This is a genomic window from Streptomyces sp. NPDC050161 (assembly GCF_044460025.1).
In the GTDB taxonomy this organism is placed as follows: domain Bacteria; phylum Actinomycetota; class Actinomycetes; order Streptomycetales; family Streptomycetaceae; genus Streptomyces.
This window is the reverse complement of the sequence record NZ_JBITJM010000019.1, coordinates 114,256-140,308: the sequence shown is the minus strand read 5'-3', so window position 1 is coordinate 140,308 and position 26,053 is coordinate 114,256. Positions and strand designations below refer to the sequence as shown.

General features: G+C 71.8%; 23 protein-coding genes, 1 tRNA gene, 2 pseudogenes and 1 riboswitch. Of the genes and pseudogenes, 13 read left to right on the top strand and 13 right to left on the bottom strand.

Annotation, left to right across the window (positions count from 1 at the left end):
* The first annotated feature begins 86 nt into the window (after nt 1-86).
* The 4 genes from ACIBK8_RS27335 to ACIBK8_RS27320 all read left to right on the top strand — a co-directional run bounded on the left by ACIBK8_RS27335 (nt 87) and on the right by ACIBK8_RS27320 (nt 4,458).
* Complete coding sequence (locus ACIBK8_RS27335) at nt 87-1,250, top strand: methyltransferase (RefSeq protein ID WP_399044513.1); 1,164 nt, start codon at nt 87-89, stop codon at nt 1,248-1,250.
* 59 nt (nt 1,251-1,309) lie between these two features.
* Nucleotides 1,310-1,972, top strand: a complete 663-nt coding sequence (locus ACIBK8_RS27330) for a nucleoside/nucleotide kinase family protein (RefSeq protein WP_399044512.1) — start codon at nt 1,310-1,312, stop codon at nt 1,970-1,972.
* A 182-nt stretch (nt 1,973-2,154) separates the two neighbouring features.
* Nucleotides 2,155-3,003 (top strand): alpha/beta fold hydrolase, encoded by an 849-nt coding sequence (locus ACIBK8_RS27325; protein ID WP_399044511.1) that lies wholly within the window; start codon nt 2,155-2,157, stop codon nt 3,001-3,003.
* Nucleotides 3,004-3,096: 93 nt separating this feature from the next.
* Nucleotides 3,097-3,315, top strand: a riboswitch (cobalamin riboswitch).
* Nucleotides 3,313-4,458 carry a HoxN/HupN/NixA family nickel/cobalt transporter gene (locus ACIBK8_RS27320; protein ID WP_399044510.1) on the top strand — a complete coding sequence of 382 codons (1,146 nt, stop codon included), beginning with the start codon at nt 3,313-3,315 and terminating at the stop codon, nt 4,456-4,458. It overlaps the preceding riboswitch by 3 nt.
* A gap of 97 nt (nt 4,459-4,555) precedes the next feature.
* On the opposite strand, the gene ACIBK8_RS27315 is transcribed toward ACIBK8_RS27320, so the two are convergent.
* The 8 genes from ACIBK8_RS27315 to ACIBK8_RS27280 form a co-directional block, all read right to left on the bottom strand.
* Complete coding sequence (locus tag ACIBK8_RS27315) at nt 4,556-5,056, bottom strand: VOC family protein (protein ID WP_399044509.1); 501 nt, start codon at nt 5,054-5,056, stop codon at nt 4,556-4,558.
* A gap of 66 nt (nt 5,057-5,122) precedes the next feature.
* Complete coding sequence (locus tag ACIBK8_RS27310; protein ID WP_399044508.1) at nt 5,123-5,674, bottom strand: DoxX family protein; 552 nt, start codon at nt 5,672-5,674, stop codon at nt 5,123-5,125.
* Nucleotides 5,675-5,898: 224 nt separating this feature from the next.
* Nucleotides 5,899-6,519, bottom strand: a complete 621-nt coding sequence (locus tag ACIBK8_RS27305) for a hypothetical protein (RefSeq protein ID WP_399044507.1) — start codon at nt 6,517-6,519, stop codon at nt 5,899-5,901.
* Between the two features lie 58 nt (nt 6,520-6,577).
* Complete coding sequence (locus ACIBK8_RS27300) at nt 6,578-7,618, bottom strand: hypothetical protein (protein ID WP_399044506.1); 1,041 nt, start codon at nt 7,616-7,618, stop codon at nt 6,578-6,580.
* 238 nt (nt 7,619-7,856) lie between these two features.
* Nucleotides 7,857-8,240, bottom strand: coding sequence for a WXG100 family type VII secretion target (locus tag ACIBK8_RS27295; RefSeq protein ID WP_399044505.1), 384 nt, complete (start codon nt 8,238-8,240; stop codon nt 7,857-7,859).
* Nucleotides 8,241-8,437: 197 nt separating this feature from the next.
* Nucleotides 8,438-8,929 carry a histone deacetylase gene (locus ACIBK8_RS27290; RefSeq protein ID WP_399044504.1) on the bottom strand — a complete coding sequence of 164 codons (492 nt, stop codon included), beginning with the start codon at nt 8,927-8,929 and terminating at the stop codon, nt 8,438-8,440.
* 642 nt (nt 8,930-9,571) lie between these two features.
* A complete protein-coding gene (locus tag ACIBK8_RS27285; RefSeq protein WP_399044503.1) occupies nt 9,572-13,033 on the bottom strand; it encodes a tetratricopeptide repeat protein in 3,462 nt (1,153 codons plus the stop codon).
* Between the two features lie 83 nt (nt 13,034-13,116).
* Complete coding sequence (locus tag ACIBK8_RS27280; protein ID WP_399044502.1) at nt 13,117-13,449, bottom strand: trypco2 family protein; 333 nt, start codon at nt 13,447-13,449, stop codon at nt 13,117-13,119.
* Between the two features lie 387 nt (nt 13,450-13,836).
* Between ACIBK8_RS27280 and ACIBK8_RS27275 the strand changes: the two genes are divergently transcribed.
* Nucleotides 13,837-14,460 (top strand): nuclease-related domain-containing protein, encoded by a 624-nt coding sequence (locus ACIBK8_RS27275; protein ID WP_399044501.1) that lies wholly within the window; start codon nt 13,837-13,839, stop codon nt 14,458-14,460.
* A 6-nt stretch (nt 14,461-14,466) separates the two neighbouring features.
* On the opposite strand, the pseudogene ACIBK8_RS27270 reads toward ACIBK8_RS27275, so the two are convergent.
* Nucleotides 14,467-14,721: pseudogene (locus ACIBK8_RS27270) on the bottom strand (hypothetical protein); the annotation flags it as partial.
* A 2-nt stretch (nt 14,722-14,723) separates the two neighbouring features.
* Between ACIBK8_RS27270 and ACIBK8_RS27265 the strand changes: the two are divergent.
* Nucleotides 14,724-14,945 (top strand): annotated as a pseudogene (locus tag ACIBK8_RS27265) (site-specific integrase); the annotation flags it as partial.
* Between the two features lie 70 nt (nt 14,946-15,015).
* Here ACIBK8_RS27265 and ACIBK8_RS27260 read toward each other — a convergent pair.
* Nucleotides 15,016-15,090 (bottom strand) — tRNA-Val (locus tag ACIBK8_RS27260).
* 142 nt (nt 15,091-15,232) lie between these two features.
* On the opposite strand from ACIBK8_RS27260, the gene ACIBK8_RS27255 reads away from it, so the two are divergent.
* The 7 genes from ACIBK8_RS27255 to ACIBK8_RS27225 all read left to right on the top strand — a co-directional run bounded on the left by ACIBK8_RS27255 (nt 15,233) and on the right by ACIBK8_RS27225 (nt 21,798).
* Nucleotides 15,233-16,612: a hypothetical protein gene (locus ACIBK8_RS27255; protein ID WP_399044500.1), complete on the top strand. Its 1,380-nt coding sequence runs from the start codon at nt 15,233-15,235 to the stop codon at nt 16,610-16,612.
* A gap of 123 nt (nt 16,613-16,735) precedes the next feature.
* Complete coding sequence (locus ACIBK8_RS27250; protein ID WP_399044499.1) at nt 16,736-17,503, top strand: DUF4383 domain-containing protein; 768 nt, start codon at nt 16,736-16,738, stop codon at nt 17,501-17,503.
* Nucleotides 17,504-17,727: 224 nt separating this feature from the next.
* The gene (locus ACIBK8_RS27245) at nt 17,728-18,426 is read left to right on the top strand and encodes a FadR/GntR family transcriptional regulator (RefSeq protein ID WP_399044498.1); all 699 of its coding nucleotides are present in this window, start codon (nt 17,728-17,730) and stop codon (nt 18,424-18,426) included.
* Nucleotides 18,427-18,627: 201 nt separating this feature from the next.
* Nucleotides 18,628-19,773: a galactonate dehydratase gene (gene dgoD, locus ACIBK8_RS27240; protein ID WP_399044497.1), complete on the top strand. Its 1,146-nt coding sequence runs from the start codon at nt 18,628-18,630 to the stop codon at nt 19,771-19,773.
* Between the two features lie 176 nt (nt 19,774-19,949).
* On the top strand, nt 19,950-20,570 hold the full coding sequence (locus tag ACIBK8_RS27235; protein WP_399044496.1) for a bifunctional 4-hydroxy-2-oxoglutarate aldolase/2-dehydro-3-deoxy-phosphogluconate aldolase: 621 nt from the start codon (nt 19,950-19,952) through the stop codon (nt 20,568-20,570).
* A complete protein-coding gene (locus tag ACIBK8_RS27230; RefSeq protein WP_399044495.1) occupies nt 20,567-21,559 on the top strand; it encodes a sugar kinase in 993 nt (330 codons plus the stop codon). Before ACIBK8_RS27235 ends, ACIBK8_RS27230 begins: the two co-directional genes overlap by 4 nt.
* A gap of 23 nt (nt 21,560-21,582) precedes the next feature.
* The gene (locus tag ACIBK8_RS27225) at nt 21,583-21,798 is read left to right on the top strand and encodes a zinc ribbon domain-containing protein (RefSeq protein WP_399044494.1); all 216 of its coding nucleotides are present in this window, start codon (nt 21,583-21,585) and stop codon (nt 21,796-21,798) included.
* A gap of 221 nt (nt 21,799-22,019) precedes the next feature.
* Here ACIBK8_RS27225 and ACIBK8_RS27220 read toward each other — a convergent pair whose 3' ends face one another.
* The 3 genes from ACIBK8_RS27220 to ACIBK8_RS27210 form a co-directional block, all read right to left on the bottom strand.
* Nucleotides 22,020-22,478 carry a DinB family protein gene (locus ACIBK8_RS27220; RefSeq protein WP_399044493.1) on the bottom strand — a complete coding sequence of 153 codons (459 nt, stop codon included), beginning with the start codon at nt 22,476-22,478 and terminating at the stop codon, nt 22,020-22,022.
* Nucleotides 22,479-22,582: 104 nt separating this feature from the next.
* Entirely contained in the window at nt 22,583-23,398 is an 816-nt protein-coding gene (locus ACIBK8_RS27215; RefSeq protein ID WP_399044492.1) for an HAD family hydrolase, read from the bottom strand.
* Nucleotides 23,398-25,968: a phosphoribosyltransferase gene (locus ACIBK8_RS27210; protein ID WP_399044531.1), complete on the bottom strand. Its 2,571-nt coding sequence runs from the start codon at nt 25,966-25,968 to the stop codon at nt 23,398-23,400. Before ACIBK8_RS27210 ends, ACIBK8_RS27215 begins: the two co-directional genes overlap by 1 nt.
* Nucleotides 25,969-26,053: the final 85 nt, after the last annotated feature.

Below are 26,053 nucleotides of genomic sequence, written 5' to 3'. Positions count from 1 at the left end.
CCGGCGCCATCGGCGGCCCCGCAGCGCCACGGCTGAGCGGCGGCGCCCTGGCAGGGGTCCGAACCACTGACACGAGGCACATTTCGGTGAATGCACCGCCGGTCGTCGAATGGACCGAGGCCGACGAGGCCCGCTCCGCCCGTTGGCGCTCCGAAAACGGCGCGCCACCGCCCCGCCGGATCATGATCGCGGACGACCGGATGAAGGCCGACGCCGCGTACAAGCTCGCCTGCGAGGGCACCGCACTCCTCTGGCGCGGCGATTTCCACAACGCCAGGCAGCTGCTGACGGCGCTGACCCGCCGCATCGACCGCCGCCCGCGCAAGACGCTCCCCGACGACCCGGCGCAGGCGTTCCACCAGCACCGCGCGGCGCAGAACCAGCGCGCCCGCATCCTGGGCATGCTGCTGATCCCCCTCGACGCGACGCACGCGGTACCGCTGCACCGCGCCCCCGACGTCCGCGCGGCCTGCGCCCAGGCGTACGGCCCGCCGCCTGCCGACGCCCCCGCACAACCCGGCCCGCACCGCACCGCGTCCGTGGTCTCCCTCCGGGAACTCCTCGGCCTGATCGGCGCGTACGAATGGCGCAAAAAGGGAGTCGAGATCCCGGCGCTCGGCGGTGACCGGATCCACCCGCACTACGGCGTCTTCTCGCCCGCCCGCGGCGAGTACGTCGACCTCGTGGCCGCCGCGCCGCTGCCCGCGCAGGACCTGGCCTTCGACATCGGCACCGGCACCGGCGTCCTCGCCTCCGTACTCGCGCGCCGGGGCGTGCGCCGGGTGGTGGCCACCGACCAGGACCCGCGCGCGCTCGCCTGCGCCCGCGAGAACACCGAACGGCTCGGTGTGGCGGGCCAGGTGACGGTGGTCGAGGCCGACCTGTTCCCGGAAGGCCGCGCTCCGCTGGTGGTCTGCAACCCGCCCTGGGTGCCGGCGAAACCGACCACACCCATCGAGTACGCCGTGTACGACCCGGGCAGCCGGATGCTGCGCGGCTTCCTGAACGGCCTGGCGGAGCACCTCACACCGGGCGGCGAGGGCTGGCTGATCCTGTCCGACCTGGCCGAACACCTCGGCCTGCGGCCACGCTCCGAACTCACCGCCGCCTTCGCGTCGGCCGGCCTGGAGGTCGTGGACCGGCTCGACGTCACCCCGCGCCACCCGCGCGCCCGCGACACATCCGACCCGCTCCACGTGGCCCGCGCCGCCGAGGTCACCTCCCTGTGGCGGCTGACGGCCACGCACTGACACCCCGCCGACCCGCCGCACCGGGGCCGCCGCACCCGCACCGGCACGAGGGAGCAACCATGGACACGGACCCACCGCACCTCCTGGCCCGCGCCCGCCGGCTCGCCGCATCCGCGGCACCCGGGCGGCGCCGCATCCTGGGCATCACGGGGCCACCGGGGGCCGGCAAGTCCACCCTCGCCGCCCACCTGGTGACGCGGCTGGCCGGGCAGGCGGCGCTGGTCCCCATGGACGGCTTCCACCTCGCCGAGTCCGAACTGCGCCGCCTCGGCCGCACCCACCGCAAGGGCGCGCCCGACACCTTCGACCCCGACGGCTACGCGGCGCTGCTCGCCCGCCTGCGCTCCCCCGCCCCCGGCACCGTCGTCTACGCGCCCGCCTTCGACCGCCGCATCGAGGAGCCCGTGGCCGGCAGCATCGCCGTCCCGCCGCATCTCCCGCTCGTCATCACCGAAGGCAACTACCTGCTCGTCGACGCACATCCGTGGGCCCGCGCCCGCGCGCTGCTCGACGAGGTCTGGTACGTGGACCTGGACGGCACGGAGCGGGTACGGCGGCTGGTCGACCGCCACGAACGGTTCGGCAGGCCGCGGGCCGCCGCGGAGCGGTTCGTGCAGACGTCGGACGAGGCCAACGCCCGCCTGGTGGCGGCCACTCGGGAGCGCGCCGACCTCGTCGTCACCTTCACGCCGGGGGCGGCCCCGCGCCCGGATGGCACCTGACCGGTACGGGAAGGCCCCCGCTTTTGTAGGGGGGAACCCCCTCTTTTCGACTGGGCGAGGAATTCCGGCACCTCGCGCGCGATCCGCACGTTGCATCGAAGGGACGCGGCAGTTCCGGCAGTTCAGACGGTTCCGGCACAGCGGATACGCCCGATGAGTTCAGACGAAGGATGGCAGGGAGCATGACCCAGGGAATCAGCACATGGGCCGACATCGAGAACGGCACCGTGCCGGTCGACGACGGCGAGCTGTTCTACGAGGCGGCCGGCACGGGCCCCGCCGTGGTCCTGCTGCACGGCGGCATGCTCGACCAGCGCATGTGGGACGAGCAGTTCGCCTGGCTCGTCAACTCCGGCCTGCGCGCGATCCGCTACGACCTCCGGGGCCACGGCCTCTCCTCGTCCGTGACCGGCGACTGGTCCAACCACGACGACCTGCGGGCCCTGCTCGACGCGCTCGCGGTGCCCCGCGCCGTCCTGGTCGGCCTCTCCCACGGCGCCCGCATCGCCCTCGACACCGCGCTGGCCCACCCCGAACGGGTCGCGGCCCTGGCCCTGGCCTCCCCCGGCGTCAGCGGTCGCCCCTTCACCGACCCGTTCCTCCTCGCGCACATCAAGGAACAGGTGGCCGCGATGGGCGAACCGGACGCCGCGGAGCGCTACGTCGAGCACTTCCTGCGGATGTGGGTGGACGGCCCGCACCGCGAACCGGCCGCGGTGGACGCCGCGTTGCGCGAACGGCTCCGCGCCTCGGCCCAGGCCAACGCCGAGGTGCACGCCGACGCGATGGGCGCCGGCCTGCCCGTCGAGGTCGGGGCCGCCGACCGTCTCGCCGACATCCGGGTGCCGACCGCCGTCCTCGACGGTGACCTCGACAGCACGGACATCTCCGCCAACGCCCATACGATCGCCCTGACCGTGCCGGGCGCCCAGCGGATCCGGATACCCGGCGCGGGCCACATGGTCAACCTTGAGAACAGGGCCGCCTTCGACCACGCCCTGCACGGCTTCCTCTCCTCGCTGCCGTACTGACCCTTTCACGCCACCCTCACCGGAGGCCCCACACACCCTCACAGGCCCATCAACCAGCACAAACAGGCTCATGGAGGCCGCCGGGAAGCTCCGTTAGAGTGGCCGGGCCGTGGTGCTCGGGAAGACCGGTGAAGGGCCGAAGGCCCCAGCCCGGAGCGGCCCTCGCCACTGTGATCGGGAGTTTCCGACCCCTTCGGCACGCGCGCTCCGCCGCACGTGCCGGGCCACTGACCGCAGCCCGCGGCCGGGAAGGCCGGGCCCGGACGCGTGCACCCGTAAGCCAGGAGACCGGCCACGGCATCTCACGAAGTGATCCACGAGGTGCTGGAGCGTGACCGCCGTATGGCCCTGTCCACCGATCCCCCGCATACCCCTGCCCCGGCCCCGGAGTTCCGCTGGCGCCGGCAGGACACCGTCCGTACCGCAGGGCTGATGGCCGTCATAGCCGCCCTGCACGTCGTCGCCTTCGGCGTGCTCTTCCTCCTGGTCGTCCCGTACCACTACACGGTCGGCAGCCAGGTCTTCGGCGTCGGCCTCGGTATCACCGCCTACACCCTCGGCATGCGGCACGCCTTCGACGCCGACCACATCGCGGCGATCGACAACACCACACGCAAGCTGATGGCCGACGGCAAACGTCCCGTCTCGGTGGGCTTCTGGTTCGCCCTGGGACACTCCAGCGTCGTCGTCGCGATGGCGGCACTGGTGGCCGGCGGCGCCCAGCTCGCCGGCACCCTGCTCAACGACGATTCGCGCGCCCACCAGGTACTCGGCACCGTCGGCACCACCGTGTCCGGCAGCTTCCTCTACCTCATCGCCGCGCTCAACCTCATCGCGCTCGCCGGTATCTGGCGGGTCTTCCGCGGTATGCGCGAGGGCAGGTTCGACGAGGCGGAGCTGGCAGCGCGGCTGGATTCCCGCGGGTTCATGAACCGCTTCCTGGGACGGTTCACCCGGTCCATCTCCCGGCCCGGCCAGATGTTCCCGCTGGGCTTCCTCTTCGGCCTCGGGTTCGACACCGCGACCGAGGTGACGCTGATGGTGATGGCGGGCAGCGGCGCCGCGGCCGGTCTGCCCTGGTACGCCATCCTGTGCCTGCCGCTGCTGTTCGCCGCCGGAATGAGCCTGTTCGACACCCTCGACGGCACGTTCATGAACTTCGCCTACCAGTGGGCGTTCGCCAATCCGGTGCGCAAGGTCTACTACAACCTCACCATCACCGGCCTCTCGATCGCCGTGGCCTTCTTCATCGGCACCATCGAGCTGGTGACCGTCCTGCACGACAAGCTCGGCCTCACCGACGGCGTCACCGGCTGGATCTCCGGCCTCGACCTGGACAACGTCGGCTTCATCATCGTCGGCCTGTTCGTGGTCGTCTGGGCGGCGGCGCTGGCGTACTGGCGGCTCTCCGGCGTCGAAAAGCGCTGGGCGGACCGCGCGGCGACTCGGACCTGACGAGTCAGCTGCCGGCCGCGGCCCCGTCCCGCGAGGCCCGGTCGGCAGCCCCGGCACCGTCGGCAGTCGTGCCGCACCCCGCCCCCGTACGCGTATCTCAGGTGGCGGTGCCCGCCGCCGCGCCCGTTTCCCGGTCCGGGCCCCAGCGACGGAGCGCCGCGGCGAGGTCGAGCGGGCGCAGCCGGTCCGGCTCGTCGGGGCCAGGCCAGTCCTCGCGGGGCACCCGCCACATCACCTCGAACTCGTTGCCGTCCGGGTCCTTGGCGTACAGCGACTTGGACACGAGGTGATCGCTGGAGCCGACCAGCGCGCCGCGGGCGGCAAGCCGTTCCTCCGCCGCGACCAGATCGCCCAGGGTGCCGACCTCCCAGGCCAGGTGGTAGAGCCCCACCCGTCCGACCTCAGGACCCGGCGCCTCGGCGCCCACCGCGAAGAGGCCGAGATCGTGATCGTTGAGCGAGCCGGGCGCGGCCAGGAAGGCCGCGCGGCCCGGCACCTCGTCGGCCGTCGTGAGCCCCAGGGTCTCCCCGTAGAACGCCACGGACCTGGCCAACTCGCGGACGTAGAGCACCGCATGATTGAGGCGACGTACAGACATCGGCCCCTCCTTCTCCTCCCGGTTTCCCGCCACGTACGGACACCGGCCCAGGGCCGGCAGCCGCCGCTAGTCGCGGACCAGCAGCATGATTCCGGCGACGACCACGGCCAGCACCAGCGCGGCAACGCCGTACAGCAGGCGGTGCGACTTCAGGACCGGCAGCAGGCGGTCGACGGCGTACCGGCCGGGGCCGGTCAGGGCGAGGGCAGCCGCGCCGGCGGCCAGCAGCAGTTCGTACTCGACGCCCTTGGGGGCGAAGAAGCCGCCGCCCCACTTGACGGCCAGCGCGTTGATCATCGTGCCGACCAGCGCGGCTGCCGCGAGCGGGGTGAGGAGCCCGAGGACCAGCCCGAGCCCGCCCAGCGTCTCGGTCAGCCCGGCCACCACCGCCATGGCGTGGCCCGCCGGGTAGCCGCTCGCGGTGAAGAACTGCCCGGTGCCGTCAAGACCCGGGCCGTCGAACCAGCCGAAGAGTTTCTGCGAACCGTGCGCGGCCATCGTGAGCCCGACCGCGAGCCGCAGCAGGAGCAGGCCGACGTCGTAGCCGTGCGGGGACGGGGCGGGCAGCGCCGAAGCGCCGGTGCGCGCGGTCGGGACGGAGCCGAGGGGGGTGGTCATCGAAAGCCGCTCTTTCCGGATCGGGAGTTACTTGAAACTTCAAGTCATTGCTTTCGACCATACACAGCGCCTCCGCCACGAACAACCACGGATACGAGCCACGGGGCCGTCCTGCCCCTACTTCCAGGGTCCGCCCATGCCCCGAAAGCAGCAGCAGGGCCGTGGACTCCCGTCACACGGACGAGTCCACGGCCCTGCACCCCGGGCCCCGGCGGGCCCACACCTCACGCGTGCCAGACCTCCCGGACGTGCGAGACATCGCCGGATCCGCTCACGGTGAGTTCGTAGATGTTGCCCGCGCAGGAGAGCGGCGGCTCGACGGGCCGGTGCTTCAGGCAGGCGGTCAAGTGGCCGGCCAGTTCGGTGGTGGGCACCGTCCGGTACGTGGTCGCGCCGGTGTTCAGCTCGACCGTGGCGCCCGCCGCGAGCCGGTAGTGGGCCGCCTTGCCGGTCCCCGCATACCCCCCGCCGTTGGGGTCGCACGCGAACTCCGCCTCCCGCACGGACAGCGCGCCACCGGACGAGGCAGCCGTGACCTGCACCATTCGGTGGCCCGCCGGGATCTTCCGTGGCGTGCAGTCGAACGAGGGCTCGGGGTCGACCGGCTTGTCCCCCGATTCCGGCGCCGAAGCGGACGGGCCGGACGCCTTGGACGGGTCGGACGACGCGGCGGGCTCCGATGCGGCGGACGACGCGGATGCCCCGGGCGATGCGGTCGCGGTCGCGTCGTCGCTCTTGCAGGAGGTGAGCGTGGCCAGCGCGGCGGCCAGGGCGGCTGCGGCGAGCAGGCGGCGGGTGAGCATGTCGGCGTTCTCTCTCATCTTCGACGGGGGCGATACGGACATCGGACGGCGCCGGCGCACACCCGCGGGCCCGCCGGTGTGCGCCGGAACGCGGGATCGCTCAGAGACCGTTGCGGCGGTAGGGCAGGTACGGGTGACCGCCCGCCTTCTCCGACGCGGCGTCGCCCGAGTAGTACGGGTAAGGGATGACGTGCGAGACGGTGCCCTGGGAGCCGTTGTCCTCCAGGGCGATGTACTTGGTGTGCGAGGAGTCGGCCCAGCCGCCGAAGAGGACGGTGTGGTCGCCCGCGACCAGGGCGTCACCCGGCTTGAGGTCGTCCTTGGTGATCTGGTGGGCGGTGTCGCCACCCATCAGGCCGTAGGTGTTCAGACCCGGCGGCTTCAGGCCCCAGGCGGCGGAGACGAAGCCCGAGCAGTCGTCCCGGTACCCGTTGGTGGTCGCCGACTGGCTGTAGCCGATCCGGTGTTCCACCCGCTCCAGGGCGCGGTCGATGATGTCCTTGCGCTCCGCCGGGAGCCCCGACGTGTCGGGCCTGTCCTGGACACCGGCGCCGGTGGTCGTGTGGTGCTTGCCCGGCGACCAGGCGTCCCAGTTGCCTTCCGTCTTCCACTTGCCGTCGCCGTGCCCCTCGGCGGGAGCGGGCCCGCCACCGCCGCCGGTACCGCCGCCACCTCCGCCACCACCGGTGCCGCCACCACCGCCACCGGTGCCACCACCGCCGCCCCCGGAACCGCCGCCACCGGTTCCTTGCGGCGTGGGGTGGTCACTCTTCTCCGGGTCCTTGATCTTCTTGAGGTCGTCCTCGGTCTTCTTCTCGTTCGCCTCGTACTCGGCCTTGACCTTCTTGATCTTCTCGGCGTCCGCCGCCAGCTCTTCGAGCAGCTGCTTCTTGCTCTCCTCCAGGCGCGCGCTCAGCTCCGCGATCTCCTTCACGTCCGCGAGCACCTGGTAGGCGACGCCGAACCCGGGGAGATGCGCGAGCGGCGCCGTGGCGAGGTCGATCGCCGCCGCCTTGGCCAGCGTCTCCTTGATCTCGCCGAGCCGCTCGTTCAGCTCCTTCATCCGCCGGCTGGCCGTCTGCCAGTCCTTCTCGATCTTGCCGAGTTCCGCCATCTCGACGCCGAACGTGTCGCCTGCCATCCCTACAACCCCCGTGATGTCGTGGTGAACCGCACTGACCGCGGCGCACCGGTAAAACGCCGGACCCCGTGGCCGTCAACTGGCCGTCAACTCCCCCGGCCGCCCGGCCCGTTGGCCACCACGCCCGCTCGGCGCCGGGCCTCAACCGTCGGACCATGGGGCCATCGCGCGCCACGACCGTCGACCCCAACGGAGGGCGGCCCGCCATCAGCAGACGCTTTCCAGCCGTCACCAGCCGTCAGTAGACCTTCGCCAGCCGGTCGACCGACTTGCCCAGGGCGGACAGGTCGTCGGAGACCTTGTTCATCTCCTTGACGCGGCCGTTGGCGACCTTGGCGAAAGCGTCGGCTGCCGGCCCGTGCCAAGTGAGCTGCCCCAGAGACGAGTTGATCTCCTTGGTCAGCCCGTCCATCTCCGTGCTCAGCTTGGCCAGCTCGGCCGCGATCTTCTGAAGGTCGGCCTCGCCGCCGCCGAACATCTGCGTCAGCACCCAGTGCGCGATCTCGGCAGGCGCCATCATGACGTCCTTGCCGACCTCGACCACGTCGCCGACCAGCTTCTTACCGTCGTCCCAAAGTTCCCCGAGACCCATCGCTACCCCCGTGGTGTGCGCGTGGCTCATACGCTGATGCCCGGTCAAATATTAGCAGTACTACGTGTACCTGACATCTCATACGCGCCACCCTCAGCACCCTCACGACACAGCCACACAACCGCCTCCCGGAGCCCACCCGGACCGCCCCCAGCACCGACCACCGACCCCAAAGAACCAATCCCCCCGCCCAGTTCATCCCCAGGTCAACGCGGGAGCGCCGACCCTCAACCCCGGATCAGTTCTCCCACCGCCCGCTCGGTCCAGTGCCCGGCCGCTCCCGGGCAGCTTGCGACGTAGGCGGTCACCGTCGCGGCATCCCACGCCCCCGCGTCAAGGAGCCCCGAGGCCAGAAACCGCACGTACGCCGATGAGGGCGAGGTCCAGGCCACATCGCCGATCCCCCACGGAGCGGTGAAGGTGAGAACGGGAAGGCCCCGCATCCGCCCGGCGCACACAAGGGTCTCGTAGCGCCCCTCCCCCATCACCGCCCTCCCCTCCGACAACACGGGGTTCAGATCCAGATCGACACCCGGTTCCCGGTACATCTCCTGCGCGGCAATATCGGCGAACTGCGCCGCCGACACCAGATGCGCCCGCGCCAGGACGCGCCCCTCCGCCGCCGGATCATAAAAGGCACACCCCCCTCCCCACACCGGCGACCGCGTAGCGAAGTACATCCTCCCGACCAACTCGACGGGCACCGATTCGGCGGGCATGCGGCGATCCCGACACCCCGGATAAACCCGACTCGCCCCCGGAGGCCGACCACCAGCGAGGTAACAGGCGAGCCGGCCCACGTGCATGTTCGACCCATACGACGTGTACCAGACCCGCTCCGGCCTGAGCCCACCGAACGACCCCGGCTCAATGGTGTGGTGACTGCTCATATTTACTCGCACCTCACAGGTTGGAACACCGGCCCGTCCTAGGGAGTCCCGTCAAGTTCTACCGCCGACGCCTCCGTGGAGGGATCTCCGGCGGGGGCGTTTCGGATCGGATGGTGGGCACAGACGGAATTGAAACGCCGACGTCTGCTTTGTAAGCCCGGGGGCTGAGGCTTCGAGCCGGGCCAGGTGAGCTGAACACTCGCTTTAGGAGTGCGGTTTGAGTCCGGGCCGGCTGCGGTCGGCGACTGGTGCGACGGCCGGGCAGGGGCGCTGGTGTATGCCCCGTCCGGCGTCATTGATGTCAGCCGTGGATGTCAGAAACCTTGTGATCCGTAGCTCTACAGCATCGATCGTTGGAGGTCTTCGGGCTGCCGGGAGCGTCGTGAGGGGCAATGTGGGGCGCCAGCAGTCGCTGAGGCTGCTGTACTACGGTGCTGTACAGCAGCACAGAGAGCCCACGCCATCTCGTGATCAGGTGTTCTGCATTAAGAGCTGACGCTGCTGGATGGCTGCCTGCAAGTCGTCTGCGAATAGGTCGGGTCGTTGGTCGGCCAGGTCCTGGTAGGTGCCAACGGCGCGGGTGATCGCAGCCAGGGCCTCCTCCCGCCGGTCCAGATCCGCCAAGCGGCTGGACTGGTTGTTCAACGAGCGGGCGAGGTTGGGGAGGAAAGCGTCGGGTCGTTGGTCGGCCAGGGCTTCGCGGATCTCGACGGCGCGGGTGATCGCGGCCAGGGCCTCCTCCCGCCGCCCCAGATCCGCCAGGCGGTTGGACTGGTTGTTCAGTGCCGTGGCGAGGTTGGGGAGGAAAGCGTCGGGTCGTTGGTCGGCCAGGTCCTGGTAGGTGCCAACGGCGCGGGTGATCGCAGCCAGGGCCTCCTCCCGCCGCCCCAAATCCGCCAAGCGGCTGGACTGGTTGTTCAACGAGCCAGCGAGGTCGGGGAGGAAAGCGTCGGGTCGTTGGTCGGCCAGGTCCTGGTAGGTGCCAACGGCGCGGGTGATCACGGCTAGGGCCTCCTCCCGCCGCCCCAAATCCGCCAAGCGGACGGACTGGTTGTTCAACGACCCGGCGAGGTTGGGGAGGAAAGCGTCGGGTCGTTGGTCGGCCAAGGCTTCGCGGATCTCGACGGCGCGGGTGATCACGGCCAGGGCCTCCTCCCGCCGCCCCAAATCCGCCAGGCAGTTGGACTGGTTGTGCAGCGAGCTGGCGACATCGGGGAGAAAGGCGTCGGGTCGTTGGTCGGCCAAGGCTTCGCGGATCTCGACGGCGCGGGTGATCGCAGCCAGGGCCTCCTCCCGCCGCCCCAAATCCGCCAAGCGGACGGACTGGTTGTTCAACGACCTGGCGAGGTCGGGGAGGAAAGCGTCGGGTCGTTGGTCGGCCAGGTCCTGGTAGGTGTCGACGGCGCGGGTGATCGCAGCCAGGGCCTCCTCCCATTGGCCCAGATCCGCCAAGCGGCTGGACTGGTTGTTCAACGAGCCAGCGAGGTTGGGGAGGAAAGCGTCGGGTCGTTGGTCGGCCAAGGCTTCGCGGATCTCGACGGCGCGGGTGATCGCAGCCAGGGCCTCCTCCCATCGGCCCAGATCCGCCAAGCGGCTGGACTGGTTGTTCAACGAGCCAGCGAGGTTGGGGAGGAAAGCGTCGGGTCGTTGGTCGGCCAGGTCCTGGTAGGTGTCAACGGCGCGGGTGATCGCAGCCAGGGCCTCCTCCCGCCGCCCCAGATCCGCCAAGCGGCTGGACTGGTTGTTCAACGAGCCAGCGAGGCTGGCCAGGTCGGGTGTAGGCGTGTCGTGGTGCTCGACCAGGGCTGTGTCCAAGGCGGCGGCCCATTCGCTGAGGGCAAGGGTGGAGTGCGGTAGCCGGTTGCTGAGCTGGTACATGAGGTCGATGTCGTGGGTGGTGTCGGTCAGGTGCGTCAGTGCGGTGATCAGAGGGGCGGGGTGAGGTGTGAGGGTTGCTGTGGTCAGGGCTGCCGGTCCCAGCCGGTTCGGGGCTGCGGTGATGGCGTCCTGGAGGATGCTGCTGACGGTGTCGTGGTGGTGGGCGTGCTGGGCGGTGCGTGCCAGGACGGTCAGGGCCTGGGCGGCATCTTCCTCGGGCAGGGTCGCCAGGATGCGGGTGAAGAGGGCGGGTTCGCGGCGGGCCTCGGTGCCGACGTGGTACTCGGCGATTCGGTCGGGCTGGAGACTTCCCCAGAGCGATCCGGCCGGCGTGGGGTAGAGGTCGCTGAGCCAGGTGGCCAGGGCGCCCCGGACCGCAGCGGCACTGTCGTCGGCCAGGCCGGGAAGCTGGGCCAGGAGGGCACGGGCGTGGTCACGGTCGGTGGCGGGGGTGAGGCAGGCCAGGGCGACAGCGAGTGCCCGGGTCTCACTGCCGCTGCGCTCCCCGGACAAGCCCCGCTCGGGCCTGGCGGCAGTCTCGTCCCAGTACTTCTGCTCATGCCCCAGAAGCCGGCCTTCCAGCGTGGTGGCTTGCTGAGTGGTGGGCCGGGGGAGGCCGGTGGCGTCCAGCAGTGCGAGCAGAGCAGCCATCTGCACCGACAGGGGCGTGTCGAACTCGGCCCGCGCCAAGGCAGGCAGAGCGCCCGGGGCGGTGAGTGCGGGGACGAGGGCCGTCCAGTCGGTGCCGGGTGCCATGCGGCACAGACGGGTGGCGAGGTCGCCCAGAGCCTGCTGGTAGGCGGTGGTGCGGTCGTGGGGGGTGTGGTGCAGGGCGGGGATGGGTGTGACGGTCGCGGCGGCCAGGGCCTGGCTGTGCGGATGTACGGTGGCCCGGCTCCACCAGTCGCCCGCGGCGCGAGCCAGGGCCAGGATGCGCACGGGGGCGTGGGCCTGGTCGTGGTCGACGGCATCGAGCAGGACCTGGATCTGGGGGGTGCGTGTCTCGGCGTAGTCGGCGACGATCAGCAGCGGCCGGCGTACCTGGGTCAGGGCGTCCAGGGGTGTGCTGGTGCCGGTGGTCAGCCGGATTGCGGTCCAGCCACGTCCGGTCATACGGGTGCAGAGTTCGGTGGCGAGCCGGGTCTTGCCCGCACCGCCGCCACCGGTCAGCAGCCGCGCCTGTACCGGGCCCCCGTCCCACGGCCAGGTGCCGGGCGTCGTCTCGCTACCAGAACCGGGCTGGGCCTGCTCCGATGCATCCTGGCACCAGTGGGCCAGGTTCTCCAGCAGCTCCTTGCGTCCCATGAAGGACACGACGGCTTGTTCGGGGCGCAGCAGGTCGGCCGGTGAGCGGGGCGGGCGGGGGTGTGCGGTGCGGTCGGTGACGTGTTGCAGGTCGGCCGGCTCCAGCAGCATCGTCCGCCCGGTGTGCTCCTCGATCAGAGAGGGGAACACCGGATCGGAGGCCAGCACGTAGGCGGGCACCGCCTCCAGTCGGGTGTGGCTCAGACCGGGCGGGTCTCCGGCCACCACCCCGGTCAGCAGCGGCGGCATCCCCGGTGTGCTGCCACACCACAGGGCGGCTCCGGACATCCCGCTCCAGGGCGAGAGGCCGTCAGCGCGGGTTTCGGCACCCGCATCCCCTGCAAGGACGTACCGGTCACGGTCTCGGCCGCTCTCGGGCAGCACCCGCCCGTCGCGCTGTACCCGCGTCACCGCGTCCGTCCCGGCCTGTCCCACGACCGGATAGCCGATCGCCTGGGCCGGGCACGCCTGCATGGTCACCAACCGGCCCCACCGCACCGGCGGTAACGCCCTTGCCGAGAGGGGTTCCCCGGCCAGCAGCAGTGCCGCGTCCCAGCCCTGCGAGCCCTCCTCCAATCGGTCCCACACCACCCGGCACCACACACGCCCCTGCCGGCCGGGCAACTGCACCGACACCTGGTCACGGACCTTGAGCACGTGCGCCGCGGTCAGCACCAGCCGCTCACTCAGTACATAACCCGAACCCTCGGCGCTCCCGGAGCGCACCACCACCGCCCGAGCCCCGTCCACCTCGGACCCCCTTCACCCGTACTCAAAGACCATGGGCGCATCCGGCGCGTGCGCCCGCACTGCGCGCGAGGCACCGTTCCGGGTCACTCGCCGAAGCGAGAGCCGAGCATGTCACCCGCCACGTCCGGCCGTTCTGTATTCACGTGATACGAGCCGTTCGTCGCCGTGTCCTTCGGCGTCAGCACCAGCTTCACCCGGTGCACCGACGCCTTCGACACCGACGCCTCCGCATCCGCCGACACCACCCACGCCTTCACCCCCGCCTTGCCCTTGCCCTCCCTGCGCATCTCCACCGAGAACTCCAGCTCCACCGGCCCCACTTCGAACCGCGGACCCGCACCGCCACCGGCCGCCGCAGCCATCAGCTCCGCCCGCAGATGTGCCACAGCCTCCGCAATCCCGATCTCCTCAGCCACCCGAGTTCCTCTCCAAACCCACGACACCGTGCGCGTAGCGGCGCATCACCACAAACGACGGACCCCACCCGGCCAGTTCCCCGACCCGGCGGGCGGGATGGAAGCTCCCCACGCACGCCTCCAATGGACTCGCAGTCGGCGACGGCGCCCCCTCCACCCCGGTGCCGGCCGATCCCCCGCCGGAGGCACCGTTCTGCCCTTGACCAGCCTGCGTGCGGTACTCGGCTCATAGTTCCCGGCTCGTTCACCGATGCGCGGTGCGGGCGCCGGCCAGCCGCACGCGGGGAGCGGAGCGAGCCGCCCTGATGAGGTAGAGAACACCTGTAACACCCCCGCCCCGACGGCTAGTTTGGAGAATCTCCTGCCGCCGATTTCTCAGGGGCCGACATGCCGAACCCCGGCGATGACCTCGTTGCCAACCGCGCTGGTGATGCGGTCCGCCGCAAGCTCGTCGAGCTGGAGCCGAACGCGATCAAACGCTTCATATCCCGCTGGTCGAAGGCCGATGGCGCCCGGGAATTGAGAAGCTGGCACCAGGGCCTGGTCGGGGAACGTCACACCGCACGTCGTCTGCGCACGCTCGGCCGCGGTTGGTACACCCTGCACGCGGTGCAGTACCCGTCCGGCACGGATGTGGACCACCTTGTGATCGGCCCGGCCGGGGTGTTCACAGTGAACTCCAAGCACCACAAGGGCAAGAAGGTCTGGTACGGCGATCGTGCCATCACTGTCAATGGCGGTTCGACGCGCCATATCCCAGCCAGCCTGAGTGAGGCCCGTAAGGCTTCGGCGACGCTGTCCCGTGCATGCGGCTTCACGGTCGAGGCTCGGCCGGTTCTCGCCGTGGTGGGAGCCGCGAAGATCACTGTGCGGCAGGCTGCACCGCCGGTTCTCGTGCTGGCCGCCGAGGATCTGCCGTCGCGCCTCAGCGGCATGTCCCCCGTGCTCACCCCTGAGCAGGTGGAGCGCATCCACACGGCCGCCTGTTCCGGCCGCACATGGTCCGACTGAGGCACGTCACACGTCGAACGCGCACTCCAGGACGTAGGACGCGGCATCAAGAGTCATCTCGTTGACCTCAACAGGGTGGCCGTCCGCGGCGAACGCGGTGCGGCAGACCAGGCTCCACGGGCGTCCCGAACCCTGCCGACTCAGCGGACGGAAGCCTCTTGCGAAGACTCCGGCTCCTTTCCTCGCCTCGGCCGAGCCTTCGCTCTGAAGGACCCCGATCGCCTGGCGGGCGGCCATCCGGGCCACCTCGTAGGTAGCCATGGCGACAGGCTGCCGTGCGTGAGCGTGCCGGGGACGGCTGGGCGGAGACCGGTTACGTCTTCACCACGCGTACTGGTCGGCCGATCGAGCCTCGGAAGATCTTGGGGCACAGCAAGATCTCCATCACGATGAGCACGTACACGCACGTGGTGCAGGACAGGCAGCGTGAGGCCGTGAGCCATGTGGACCGCATGATCAGGAGGCGCCCCGGCCGCCGTGAATAGCCGTCGCCGTTGATGTCGAACCCGGATATGCCAAAGACCCCCTGCCATGATCGACAGGGGGTCTTTCGACTGGTGGGCACAGACGGATTTGAACCGCCGACATCTGCTTTGTAAGAGCAGCGCTCTACCGCTGAGCTATGCGCCCTGGCCGAGCCGACAGACTACCTTGCCGCCGGGGCTGAACTGCAAGCCAGTGGGTGAATCGCGAACTTACCGGCCGGTGTGTTCGTTTCTCCCGAGTGGGAGAATGACAGCCGGTTCTGGGGCGATCCGATCGGGAGAGGGATGTGACGGCGACACACACGCAGCCGCACGAGCAGCGAGCACGCCGTCGAGCCCGCGGGGGGCCGGTCCGTGATCTGGTGGCGCTCGCGCTGCTGCCGTTGCCGTTGCTGGTGGCGGCGGCTCCGGCGGCGTTCGCCGGGGGCGGTACGCGGCGCTGGTTCGGGCGCGGGGACGGGCAGCGGGCGGAGGCGCAGGCCGCGAAGGATGCCGCCGCGGCGGCGTTCTACGAGCTGGACACCGCGCAGCGGGAGCTGCGGATCTCGATAGAGACCATCACCGCGGTCGACAACTCCCCGCGCGCCAGGAAGGCCGCCGCTGACTATGAGGCGTTCGGCCACCGGATCGACGAGGTCAGCCAGGGCTATATCGCCGCTGTGGACAGCCACGACCTGGACCGTGACGATCTGGACAGCGCGTCGGCAGGGCGTGCGCGGGCCGATCTGACGCGGGCCAAGGAGGAGCTGGAGCGCGTCAAGGGCGAGCTCGAACGGTTCGCGCAGGGGCTGGGGCCGCTGTTGCAGACCGCGGAGACGCAGCTGGCCCGGCTGGCACCGGCCGTCGAGCGGGGCAGACAGGGGCTGCTCGCGGCGAGCAACGCCCTGGACGAGGTGCGCGCGAAGGGGCTGAAGGCCGACGATCTCGCGGCGCGGCTGGCGTCGCTCGCGCCGGAGCTGACCAAGCTCAACGAAGGCGCGGGCCGGCACGGCGTGCAGGAGACGATCCGGCGGGCCGATGACGTGCTGCGCAAGGCCGAGGAGCTGCGGGCGGAGGCCGAGCGGCTGCCGGAGCGGGCCGCGGAGATCGACAAGCGGCTGGTGTCGCTGCGGACCCGCGCGCAGGCGATCACGACCCGTGCCGGGCAGGTCGATCCGGTGCTCAGCGAACTGCGGCGCCGCTACAGCGCGGCCTGCTGGCAGGACCTGCAGCAGGTGCCTGAGCAGGCGGCGCAGTCCGTACGGCAGGCCGAGGTGAAGCTGCGCGAGGCCCAGCAGGCGCGGGACGAGCAGCGGTGGGCGGACGCGACGAGCCGGCTGGCGACGGTCCGTGCGCTGCTGGACACCACGGGGGACGCGGTTTCGGCGGCCGGTGACCGCCTCCAGCGGCTCGACGCGGTGTCGTTCGACCGGCAGCAGGAGGTGGACCGTACGCGCTTCGCCATCCGGGACGCCCAGCGTCTGGCGATGTCCGGACGCAGCACCCCCGATCCCCGGCACGCCCGCCCCTTGGACGACGCGGTGGCGCGGCTTGACCGTGCGGTGGCGGGCCTGGAGGGCCGGCATCCGGATTGGTGGCACTTCCTGACGGAGACCGAGGCGGTGCGTCTGACCGCGTCACGGGTGGTGCAGGAGATCCGGGAGAAACGGGGCGGCGCGGGCGCCTGAGGGCCTGCGGTCCGGAGGCGGGGGCGCGGGCCGAGAGGCGGCGCGTTGGCGCGGCACGGCATACCGGCGGATCCTGTAGTGGAGTACGGCCCAGGCGGCACATCTGCGCGAGGGAGGCCGGACATGGCTACCACTGGGGCTACCGGGACGACGAGGGTGGGGCCTTCCGGCCTGCACGGGCCCTCGAACCTGTTCCACGGGGGCAAACTGCGTCACACCCGTCTCAACGAGCATCTGCCGACGGACCACAGCCTGAGCAAGGTCTACCGCGTCGGCGCGGGCCTGATGGGGCTCGTGCTGCTCGCCTTCGGCATCCTCGGCCTGATCGACAAGATCGGGTTCTTCGACATCGGCGGCGACACCGTCGCCGGGCTCAACACCAACGGTGCGCTGAGCGTCCTGTCCATCGTCGTGGGCGTGGTGCTCTTCGCCGGCATGGTGATCGGCGGGAATTTCGCCTCCACCCTGAACATCGTGCTGGGCGTCCTGTTCCTGCTGAGCGGCTTCGTGAACCTGGCGCTGCTCGAAACGGGCGCGAACTTCCTCGCGTTCAAGATCCAGAACGTGCTGTTCAGCTTCGTGGTGGGCCTGCTACTGCTGGTGTTCGGGATGTACGGGCGGGTCAGCGGCGGGTTGTCGCACGACAACCCGTACTGGCGGGCCCGCCATCCCGAAGCGGTACGGGAGGGGACGCATCAGCGGGTGCATCCCGGCACCGCCACCGGCGCCCAGCGGGCCGTGGTGGGGCCCCATCGGGCCGGCCCGGGAGCCGGCGGGGAAGCGACGCCGCAGCAGACGGCCGCCCGGCGCCGGGTCGCGGAGGAGGCGCAGGGTACGGAGCGGACGCATGGTGAGGAGCGGACGCACGGTGAGGGCCGCACGCGCGAGTAGGCGGGGCGTGCGGAGAACGAGCAGGAAGGGCCGTCCGGAGCCCATGCCCCGGGCGGCCGTTCGCTTCTCGCGCCCTTCACTTCTCGCGCCCTTCACTTCTCGCGCCGGGAAAACAGATCTCGAAAACAATTGCTAATTAACTATTTCTTGTGCGAATCTGGAGGGGCACCGGCAGCAGAGGCCGTCGGCGCGCAGGGATCAGCACGGTCGGAGGGGGACGACAGATGCCGCAGTCCGGGGGCCCCGCCGCGTACGCGGGGCGTGGCGTGCATGCCGTGGCGGTGGAAGCGCTGGCGAAGCGGATCTTCAACGGCACCTACGGCGTGGGGGACACCGTCGACCTGCGGGGCCTGATGGCCGAGCTGGACGTCAGCCAGACGGTGCTGCGCGAGGCCATAAAGGTGCTGACCACCAAGGGCCTGCTGGACGCGCGGCAGAAGCGCGGCACCTTCGTCCGCCCCCAGGAACAGTGGAACCTCCTCGACAGTGACGTGCTGCGCTGGAAGCTGGCGGCGGGCGCTTCGCCCGGTTTCTTCGCCGAGCTGCTGGCGCTGCGCCGTTCCATAGAGCCGGCCGCCGCCGCGCTGGCCGCGCAGCACCGCACCGAGGACGACCTCGGCTCGCTCGACGCCGCGCTCAGCGCGATGGCCGCGACCGACAGCGATCCCGTGCTGCTGGTGCGCGCCGACGCCTCGTTCCACACGGCGCTGCTGGCCGCCTCGCACAACCGCTTCTACGCGCAGATGTACCGCGTGATCGTGCCCGTACTGATCCAGCGCGACCGCACGGTGCACGCCGGCGCGTTCGAGCATCCGCACCCCTCGCACGCCGAGGTCGTCGAGTCCATACGCAGCCGGGACGCCGAGGGCGCATCCCTGTCGATGCACGCACTGCTCGACATGTCCGGCCGCGACCATCCCTGACGGGACGCGACAACCGGAGCCCCGGCCTCCCGGCACCTCCGCGCCGCACCGACAGATGCGGCGAAGACCGCAACCGCGGCGAGACGAAGACGAAGACACAGGCGAAGACGAAGAGACGCAAAAGGCAAGGCGCGAGGCGTAAGACTCAAGACGCACGTAGCGAGCCGGTGCACGGCGCCGGGAGGAAAGGACGGCCGTCCCGTGAAGATCAGCCGCATCGAGACGTTCCTCGCCCCGCCGCGCTGGATGTTCGTGCGCGTGGAGACCGACGACGGCCTGGTCGGCTGGGGCGAGCCCGTGGTCGAGGGACGGGCGGAACCCGTGCGGGCGGCCGTGGAGGTGCTGGCCGAATACCTGCTGGGCCAGGACCCGGCGCGCATCGAGGACCACTGGCAGGTGATGACCAAGGGCGGCTTCTACCGGGGAGGCCCGGTGCTGTCCTCCGCCGTCGCGGGCCTCGATCAGGCGCTGTGGGACATCAAGGGCAAGCGGCACGGACTGCCCGTGTACCAACTGCTCGGCGGGCCGGTACGCGAGAAGGTCCGGGCCTACGCGTGGGTGGGCGGCGACGAGCCGCGGGCGATCCGGGACGCGCTGACCGCGCAGATCGAGGCCGGATTCACCGCCGTCAAGATGAACGGCTGCGGCCGGATGACTCCGGTGGCCACCCGCGCGGAGATACGGGAGTGTCTGCTGCGCGCCGAGACCGCGCGGGAAACGCTCGGCGAGGAACGGGACTTCGGGCTCGACTTCCACGGCCGGGTCTCCCCCGCCAACGCCCGCAGACTGCTGCCGCTGCTCGCTCCGTATGCGCCGATGTTCGTCGAGGAGCCCGTGCTCTCCGAGCAGATGCACGCCGTCCCCGACCTCGTCAACGCCTCCAACATCCCGCTGGCCCTGGGGGAACGCCTCTTCAGCAGGCGGGAGTTCCTGGCACCGCTGGCGGCGGGGGTGGCGATCGTGCAGCCGGACATCTCGCATGCGGGCGGCATCTCCGAACTCCGCCGGATCGCCGCCCTCGCCGAGATGTACGGCGCCCAGCTCGCTCCGCACTGCCCGCTCGGCCCTGTCGCGCTCGCCGCCAGCCTCCAAGTCGCCTTCACCACACCGAACTTCCTCATCCAGGAGCAGTCCATCGGCATCCACTACAACAAGGGCGCAGAGCTGCTGGACTACGTCGCGGATCCGGAGCCGTTCCGCTTCCACGGCGGGTCGCTGCTGCGCACCGACCTGCCGGGGCTCGGCGTCGAGGTGGACGAGGCCGCCGTACGCGCGGCCGACGCGAAGGGGCACGCCTGGCGCAACCCCGTCTGGCGGTACGAGGACGGGTCGTTCGCCGAATGGTGACGCACCGGCCCGAGCCCCCACGGCAAAGCTGACCCACGCCTACGCCCACGCCCACACCGCACCCACACCGCCCCACACCCGCACCACTCCGCACCCTCACCACCCCCACACCCCGCACGACCCGCGCAGCGCACCGGCGCCGGGAGCACGAGAGAAGAGAAGGCAGGAGCCGGACCATGGACTTCAACGCGGCGCTCGACACCGAGCGGCTGGTGGCCATCATCCGCGGCAAGGACGCCGAGGCGTCCTTCCGTACGGTCATGACCTTGGCCGAAGCCGGTATCCCGCTGATAGAGGTCTCGCTCAGCGGGGCCGACGCGCTCGGCGTCATCCGGCGGGCACGCGCCGAACTGGGCGACGCCGCCTGGCTCGGCGCCGGCACGGTACTGACCGCGCAGCACGCCGCCGACGCCGTCGACGCGGGCGCGAACCTGCTGGTCACTCCGGGTCTCGGGGCCGGGGCCGAGGAGGCCGTACGGCTCGGCGTCCCGGTGCTCGCGGGGGTGCTGACGCCGTCCGACGTGATCGCCGCTGATGCGCTGGGTGTGACGGCGCTGAAGTTGTTCCCGGCCTCGGTCGGCGGGCCCTCCTACCTGAAGGCGCTCCGCGCGCCGTTCCCCGGGCTGCCGTTCGTCCCCGTCGGCGGGGTGGACGCGGTCGCGGCGCGCGCCTATCTGGACGCCGGGGCGGTGGCGGTCGGCGTCGGTTCCCCGCTGATCGGCGACGCGGCGGACGGCGGCGATCTGTCCGCACTGCGCCGTCGCGCCGCGGAGTTCACGGCGGTGTGCGCACGATGAGCACGGTGAGCGAGCGCCCGGACGTCTTCACCTTCGGCGAGACGATGGTGGCGCTGCGCGGCAGCGGCCCGCTGAAACTCGGCGGCACGATGGAGGTCTCCGTGGCCGGCGCGGAGAGCAACGTCGCGATCGGCCTGTCCCGCCTCGGCCACGAGGTGCGCTGGGCGGGGGCGGTCGGCGATGACGAGGCGGGGCAGCTCGTGCTGCGGACGCTGCGCGCCGAGGGGGTGGACGTGTCCGGGGCTTCGGTCGACTCCGGTGCGCCGACCGGCCTGCTGCTCTTCGAGCCCCGGCTGCCGGACGTGACGCGGGTGCATTACTACCGCGCGGGCTCGGCCGGCTCCCGGCTCCGTGCGGAGGCCGTCGAGCGGGCCTTCGGCACGGCCCCGCCGCGCGTCCTGCACCTCACCGGCATCACCCCGGCGCTCGGCCCCGCGGCCCGCGCGGCGGCGGAGACCGCCCTCCAACTGGCCGAGCGGCACGCCACGTTGGTCTGCATCGATGTGAACTTCCGCGCCCGTCTGTGGAGTCGCGAGGAGGCCGCGCGGGTGATGCGCGCCTGGGCGCCGCACGCGGACGTCCTGATCGCCTCCGACGACGAACTGCCGCTCTGCCTGCCCCCGGCGGGCGACTCCCCGCCGGCCGGCCCCGCCCTGCCCCTGGCGGCGCAGGCCGAGGCGTTGCGGGCGCTGGGAGCCGGCGAGGTTGTGGTGAAACTCGGCGCCGACGGGGCGACGGCCTTCACCTCCGGCGGCTCGCTGCACCGCCGTGCGATACCGGTGCGGGCGGTGGATCCCGTCGGCGCGGGCGACGCCTTCGTGTCCGGCTACCTCTCGGCCCTGCTGGACGGCGCCGCTCCTGACGAACGCCTCGAACGGGCCGTGACCACCGGCGCCTTCGCGGTGGCCTCGCCCGGCGACTGGGAAGGCGCGCCGACCCGCGCGGAGCTGAGCATGCTGGGCGCGCCGCCCGGCACCGTCGTCCGCTGACCGGCCCCGGCTAATCTGTGGCCATGCCTCGTTACGAATACCGGTGCCGCCCCTGCGACGTCACCTTCGAGCTGAACCGGCCGATGGCCGAGTCGTCCGCCCCCGCCGTCTGCCCCGATGGGCACGAGGACACCGTGAAGCTGCTCTCCACAGTCGCCGTCGGCGGCTCCGCCGCTGCCCCCGCGCCGTCCGGTGGCGGTGGCGGTGGCGGCTGCTGCGGGGGCGGCTGCTGCGGCTAACCGCACGGCCCGGCGGGACGCAGGAAGAAGACCTCCGGTGTGATGGAGCTGTCCAGGAACACACCACACACGGAGGTCTTCACCTCCCACCGTAGTACCCCGCTGACCTGCCCGGATCCACATCGTCCCGGAACGGGGCCGCGGACCGCCCCGGAAGGCCCCGCGCCGCGCCGTACCCCGCGCCGCGGACGGCGTCGCCTGGGCATCGGATCCGCACCCGCTCAGCCCTGGACGCGCCCCGGGCCTGCGCCGTGGAGCGCGTCGGCGTGGGCGAGGATGCGGCCGACGTCCCAGGCGTGGTGCACACCGTCGTGCGCGTTGTTCCGGGCGACGCCCTCGGCTCGCTGGGGGCCACGCGTGGCGTGCTGGAGCACCACGCGCCGGTCCATCGCGGCCGATACGGACTCCGCCCAGGCGTCGGCGGCCCGTTGCAGCGACCACAGGGCCGCCGCGGGCGCGATCTCGTTGTAGCAGCGCGCCCGGCCGACGAGGTCCTGGTCATAGCCCGGCACCCGGGTCGCCCCGGCCAGCCTCGCGCCCGCCAGCCGTTCGGCCCAGGTCCGCAGGTTGTCGGTGACGTGACTGACGTAACCCGCAGGTGTCCACCCCAGTTCCGGGTGGCGCTCGTGGCCGCTACGGCCGTCGAGGAGCGCGGAGAAGCGGGCCGGGAACCCCCTCACCAGCCCGATCGCGTCATCCGGAGCGAGCGACCAGACGAAGCCGCACCCCCGGCAAGGACGCCCGGACCGGCCGGACGCCCTGACCGGCCGGCGCCCCATAAGCGTCAGACGTCCCGCCCCGTCGCCCCGCGCAGGAAGGCGCGCAGGATCTGCTCGCCCGCCGCGGCCCCCCGTGCGGTGAGCGCGGTGACGTGCGGGGCCTGCCAGCCGGTGTCCGCCAACTCGCCGTGTCCTGGGCGCCATCCGTGGTCGGCGGCGAGCAGCAGATCGGCGTCCAGCAGCGAGTCGCCCGCCGCGAGGACCTCGGTGGCGCCCGTGCGGCGTACGACCTCCGCGACGGCCGCGCTCTTGGTGAGCGGCTGGGGGACGGCGTAGATCTTGCGGCCCTGGAGGGACACCGTCCAGCCGCGGTCCGCCGCCCAGTCGGTGAGGTCCTTCACCCAGGTGTCGGGCAGCAGCGCCCGCTCGACGACCAGGTAGGCGAAGAGGTCTTCCGCGGTCCGCTCCTTGAGCAGCCAGGCCGGGTCTGCCGTGCGGACGAGGTGTTCGCGGACCTCGCCGAGCGGGGCGCACCGCGCGGCGAGGCGGTCGGCGACCGTGCGCTGCCAGTCGGGGTCCGACACGCCGTTGACCAGGAGGTGCCCGCCGTTGGCGCAGATCGCGAACTCCGGTGCGGGGCCCGGCAGATGGATCCGCCCGTACTGCTCGCGGGTGCGGGTGGTGGTGGGTACGAAGGTGGTGGATCCGGCCAGTTCGGCGAGGAGTCCGGCCGCCGTCTCCGTCAGGTAGGAGAGTGGCCGCTGCTCGTAGACCTCGACGCAGAGCAGCCGCGGCGCCTGCGCGTCCGGCATGGCCAGGCCGAGGGCCGCGGCCGAGTAGATCAGGGTGCGGTCGAGGTCGCTGGCGACGATGGTGCGCATCAGAGGGCCACCGCCTTGCCGTCGGCGCCCGTAGCGCCGCGGGTGAACCGGGGGTGGATCAACCCCACGCAGGTGTAGGGGAGTTCGTCGACTTCGACCACGGGTACGCCGCGCTGTTCCGCCAGGAGGCGCACATGGTCGAGGTCGGGCCCCGCGCCCCGCCGGGCGAGGATCTTCCAGGGCACCCGGCGCAGCAGGACCCGGGTGGTCTCCCCCACGCCGGGCTTGACGAGGTTGACGTCGTGGATGCCGTACTCCTCGCTGATCCGCTCGACGGCGGCCCAGCCCTCCCAGGTGGGGGCGCGGTCCTCGGCGGCCAGTTTCGCCACGTCGGCGGCGACGGCTTCGGTGACGTCGTCGAAGCGGGCGGCGACAGTGTCGATGAAGTCCCGCGAGAGGTCGGCGCCGGCCAGTTCGCGGTAGAACTTGGCGCCGTGGAAGTCGTCGGGGCCCACCAGGTCGTCGCGCAGGACGGTGCGGGATATCAGCCCGGAGACGGTGGAGTTGAGGCAGGCGGACGGGATGAGGAAGTCGTCCCGGGTGCCGTAGGTCGCCACGCAGCCGCCGGGGTCGGCGAGTACGGCGATGCGCGGGTCGAAGCCGGGGAACTCCTCCAGCGCACCGGCGAGTTCGCTGGTGATGGCGCCCTTGCCCGTCCAGCCGTCGACGAAGACGACGTCCGCCGGGTCGTGGTGGGCGGCCAGCCAGCGCAGCGCCGTGGTGTCGATGCCCCGGCCCCGCACGATCGAGACGGCGTAGTGCGGCAGGTCCAGGCCGTGCGCGTGCTGCGCCCAGCGGCGCATCAGCACGCCGACGGGGGTGCCGGCCCGCGCCAGCGAGACGAGCACCGGGTGTGCGCCGCGCTCGGCGAGCACGGTTTCGGTGACGGCGCCGACGGCTCGGGCGATCCGGCCGGCCGAGGTCTCCAACGCGCTGTGGAACAGCGCCTGGTAGGCGTCCGACGGCTGGTATTCGACGGGCAGCGACTCCGCGTAGTGGGCGCCGCCGCTCTGGATGGCCTCCTCGCGTTCCTCGGTGGGGGCCTCCAGCGTCACCGACGACAGGTCCTGCAGCAGCCAGCCGACCTCGTCGGCGGCGTAGGAGGAGAAGGCGGGGCCGCGCAGCGGCTCGGGGAGGTGCACGGTGCGGGCCTGTCGTTGCGGGGCGTGGGGTGGCTGCTGTGGCGGGACGTACGTGGGGACGACGGCGAGCAGCAGCCGGTCGGTGTGCGCGGCGAGGCGGTCCAGCAGCCCGCCGGGTGCGTGCAGTTCGGGTCCTTCGCCGTGCGCGTCGACGACGGCGACGATCGCGTCGAACCGCCGCGCGGGGTCGGCGCCGGGCGCGACGTTGTACGCGTAGCGCTGTCCGGGTCCGTCGGCCGGCCGGTCGTGGGCCGGGAAGGAGAGCCGGGTGCGGATCGCGTAGCCGGGGTCGTCCACGGCGAGCACGGGCGACCGGGTGGTGGTCGAGAAGCGGACCCCGGGGCCGTCGGCGGGTCCTGCGCCGTCGCGGGCCCATGCCTCGGCGGCCTGCTCGGCGGGGAGCGTGCCGATGCCGCCCGCCGGGGAGAGCTGCGCGTCCAGGGCCTGGGCCAGCCGCAGCGGCGCGTACATCAGCTCTTCGTTGCCGAGTACGAGGATGCGGCGCGCGCCGCCCAGGTGGTCACGGAGGCGGGCGGCCATGGCGGGCAGCGCGGCGTCGAGCCGTTCGCGGTGCGCCGGGGTGAAGCCGTGGCGGCCACCGTCGGGCACCCCCGCGGGCCATTCCAGGGCGACGCGTACGGGCTCGGCGGCGCGCCCGCGGTCCGTCGCCGCGGAGTCGTCCGGGCCCGAAGGCCGCCCGCCGTCCGGGACTTCGTGGGCGGCGACGAGTTCCTGGCCTCGCCTGAGCACGTCGGCCGGCAGGCAGACGGTGCCCGCGGCCAGGGCGATGAGGTCGACGCGGGCGCCCAGGTCGGCGGCGAACTTCTCCAGGTGCCTGCGGTCGCCTTCGGAGCGCATGTCGACGAGGGCGACGACGACGTACCGCTCGCGCGGGAAGCGTGCGTGCAGGGCCTTGATGGTGTTCAGGACGGTCCTGCCGGTGGAGAACTCGTCGTCGACGAGGACCAGCGGCCCGTCCCCGGCGAGCAGTTCGCGCTCCTCGGGGAGCAGCAGGTGCGAGGTGGCGTGGCTGTGCTCCTCCTCGAAGCCGCCCGCCTGCGCGACTCCGGGGACGGGGCGGCGCGTGGAGTGCAGGTACGGGGCGAGCGCCAGCCCGTCGGCGACGGAGTGGCCGAGGCCCGTCGCGGTCTCGGCGTAACCGAGCACGACGGCACGGGCCGCGGCCTCGTCGCCGAGCAGTTCGCGCACCCTGCGGCCGAGTCCGACGCCGACGCCGTGCACCACCGCGGGACGCTGCGGTACGTGCTTGCCGAGCACGTGCGACACGAGCAGATGGGCCCGCTTGGGGTTGCGCCGCAGCGCAAGCCCCAGCAGTCCCGGCAGCTGGTCCCCGCCGCTCAGCGAGACTCCGAGCCGCCGAGCGACCCATTCTCCCGTCCACACCACGCGTTCTCTCTCCTCCATCATGTCGTCGGCCGGTGTCCTCACCGGCTTCCCGCCGGTTCCCCGGCCGGGTCGGTACTCGGTTCTTCGCGACCCGGGTACCGGGGGT

Excerpts from the sequence above, each read along its gene's own strand:
- ACIBK8_RS27330 (WP_399044512.1), top strand. The coding sequence starts at position 1,310 with ATGGACACGGACCCACCGCACCTCCTGGCCCGCGCCCGCCGGCTCGCC.
- ACIBK8_RS27325 (WP_399044511.1), top strand. The coding sequence starts at position 2,155 with ATGACCCAGGGAATCAGCACATGGGCCGACATCGAGAACGGCACCGTG.
- ACIBK8_RS27315 (WP_399044509.1), bottom strand. The coding sequence starts at position 5,056 with ATGTCTGTACGTCGCCTCAATCATGCGGTGCTCTACGTCCGCGAGTTG.
- ACIBK8_RS27310 (WP_399044508.1), bottom strand. The coding sequence starts at position 5,674 with ATGACCACCCCCCTCGGCTCCGTCCCGACCGCGCGCACCGGCGCTTCG.
- ACIBK8_RS27305 (WP_399044507.1), bottom strand. The coding sequence starts at position 6,519 with ATGTCCGTATCGCCCCCGTCGAAGATGAGAGAGAACGCCGACATGCTC.
- ACIBK8_RS27300 (WP_399044506.1), bottom strand. The coding sequence starts at position 7,618 with ATGGCAGGCGACACGTTCGGCGTCGAGATGGCGGAACTCGGCAAGATC.
- ACIBK8_RS27295 (WP_399044505.1), bottom strand. The coding sequence starts at position 8,240 with ATGAGCCACGCGCACACCACGGGGGTAGCGATGGGTCTCGGGGAACTT.
- ACIBK8_RS27290 (WP_399044504.1), bottom strand. The coding sequence starts at position 8,929 with ATGCCCGCCGAATCGGTGCCCGTCGAGTTGGTCGGGAGGATGTACTTC.
- ACIBK8_RS27275 (WP_399044501.1), top strand. The coding sequence starts at position 13,837 with ATGCCGAACCCCGGCGATGACCTCGTTGCCAACCGCGCTGGTGATGCG.
- ACIBK8_RS27250 (WP_399044499.1), top strand. The coding sequence starts at position 16,736 with ATGGCTACCACTGGGGCTACCGGGACGACGAGGGTGGGGCCTTCCGGC.
- ACIBK8_RS27245 (WP_399044498.1), top strand. The coding sequence starts at position 17,728 with ATGCCGCAGTCCGGGGGCCCCGCCGCGTACGCGGGGCGTGGCGTGCAT.
- ACIBK8_RS27235 (WP_399044496.1), top strand. The coding sequence starts at position 19,950 with ATGGACTTCAACGCGGCGCTCGACACCGAGCGGCTGGTGGCCATCATC.
- ACIBK8_RS27230 (WP_399044495.1), top strand. The coding sequence starts at position 20,567 with ATGAGCACGGTGAGCGAGCGCCCGGACGTCTTCACCTTCGGCGAGACG.
- ACIBK8_RS27225 (WP_399044494.1), top strand. The coding sequence starts at position 21,583 with ATGCCTCGTTACGAATACCGGTGCCGCCCCTGCGACGTCACCTTCGAG.
- ACIBK8_RS27215 (WP_399044492.1), bottom strand. The coding sequence starts at position 23,398 with ATGCGCACCATCGTCGCCAGCGACCTCGACCGCACCCTGATCTACTCG.
- ACIBK8_RS27210 (WP_399044531.1), bottom strand. The coding sequence starts at position 25,968 with ATGATGGAGGAGAGAGAACGCGTGGTGTGGACGGGAGAATGGGTCGCT.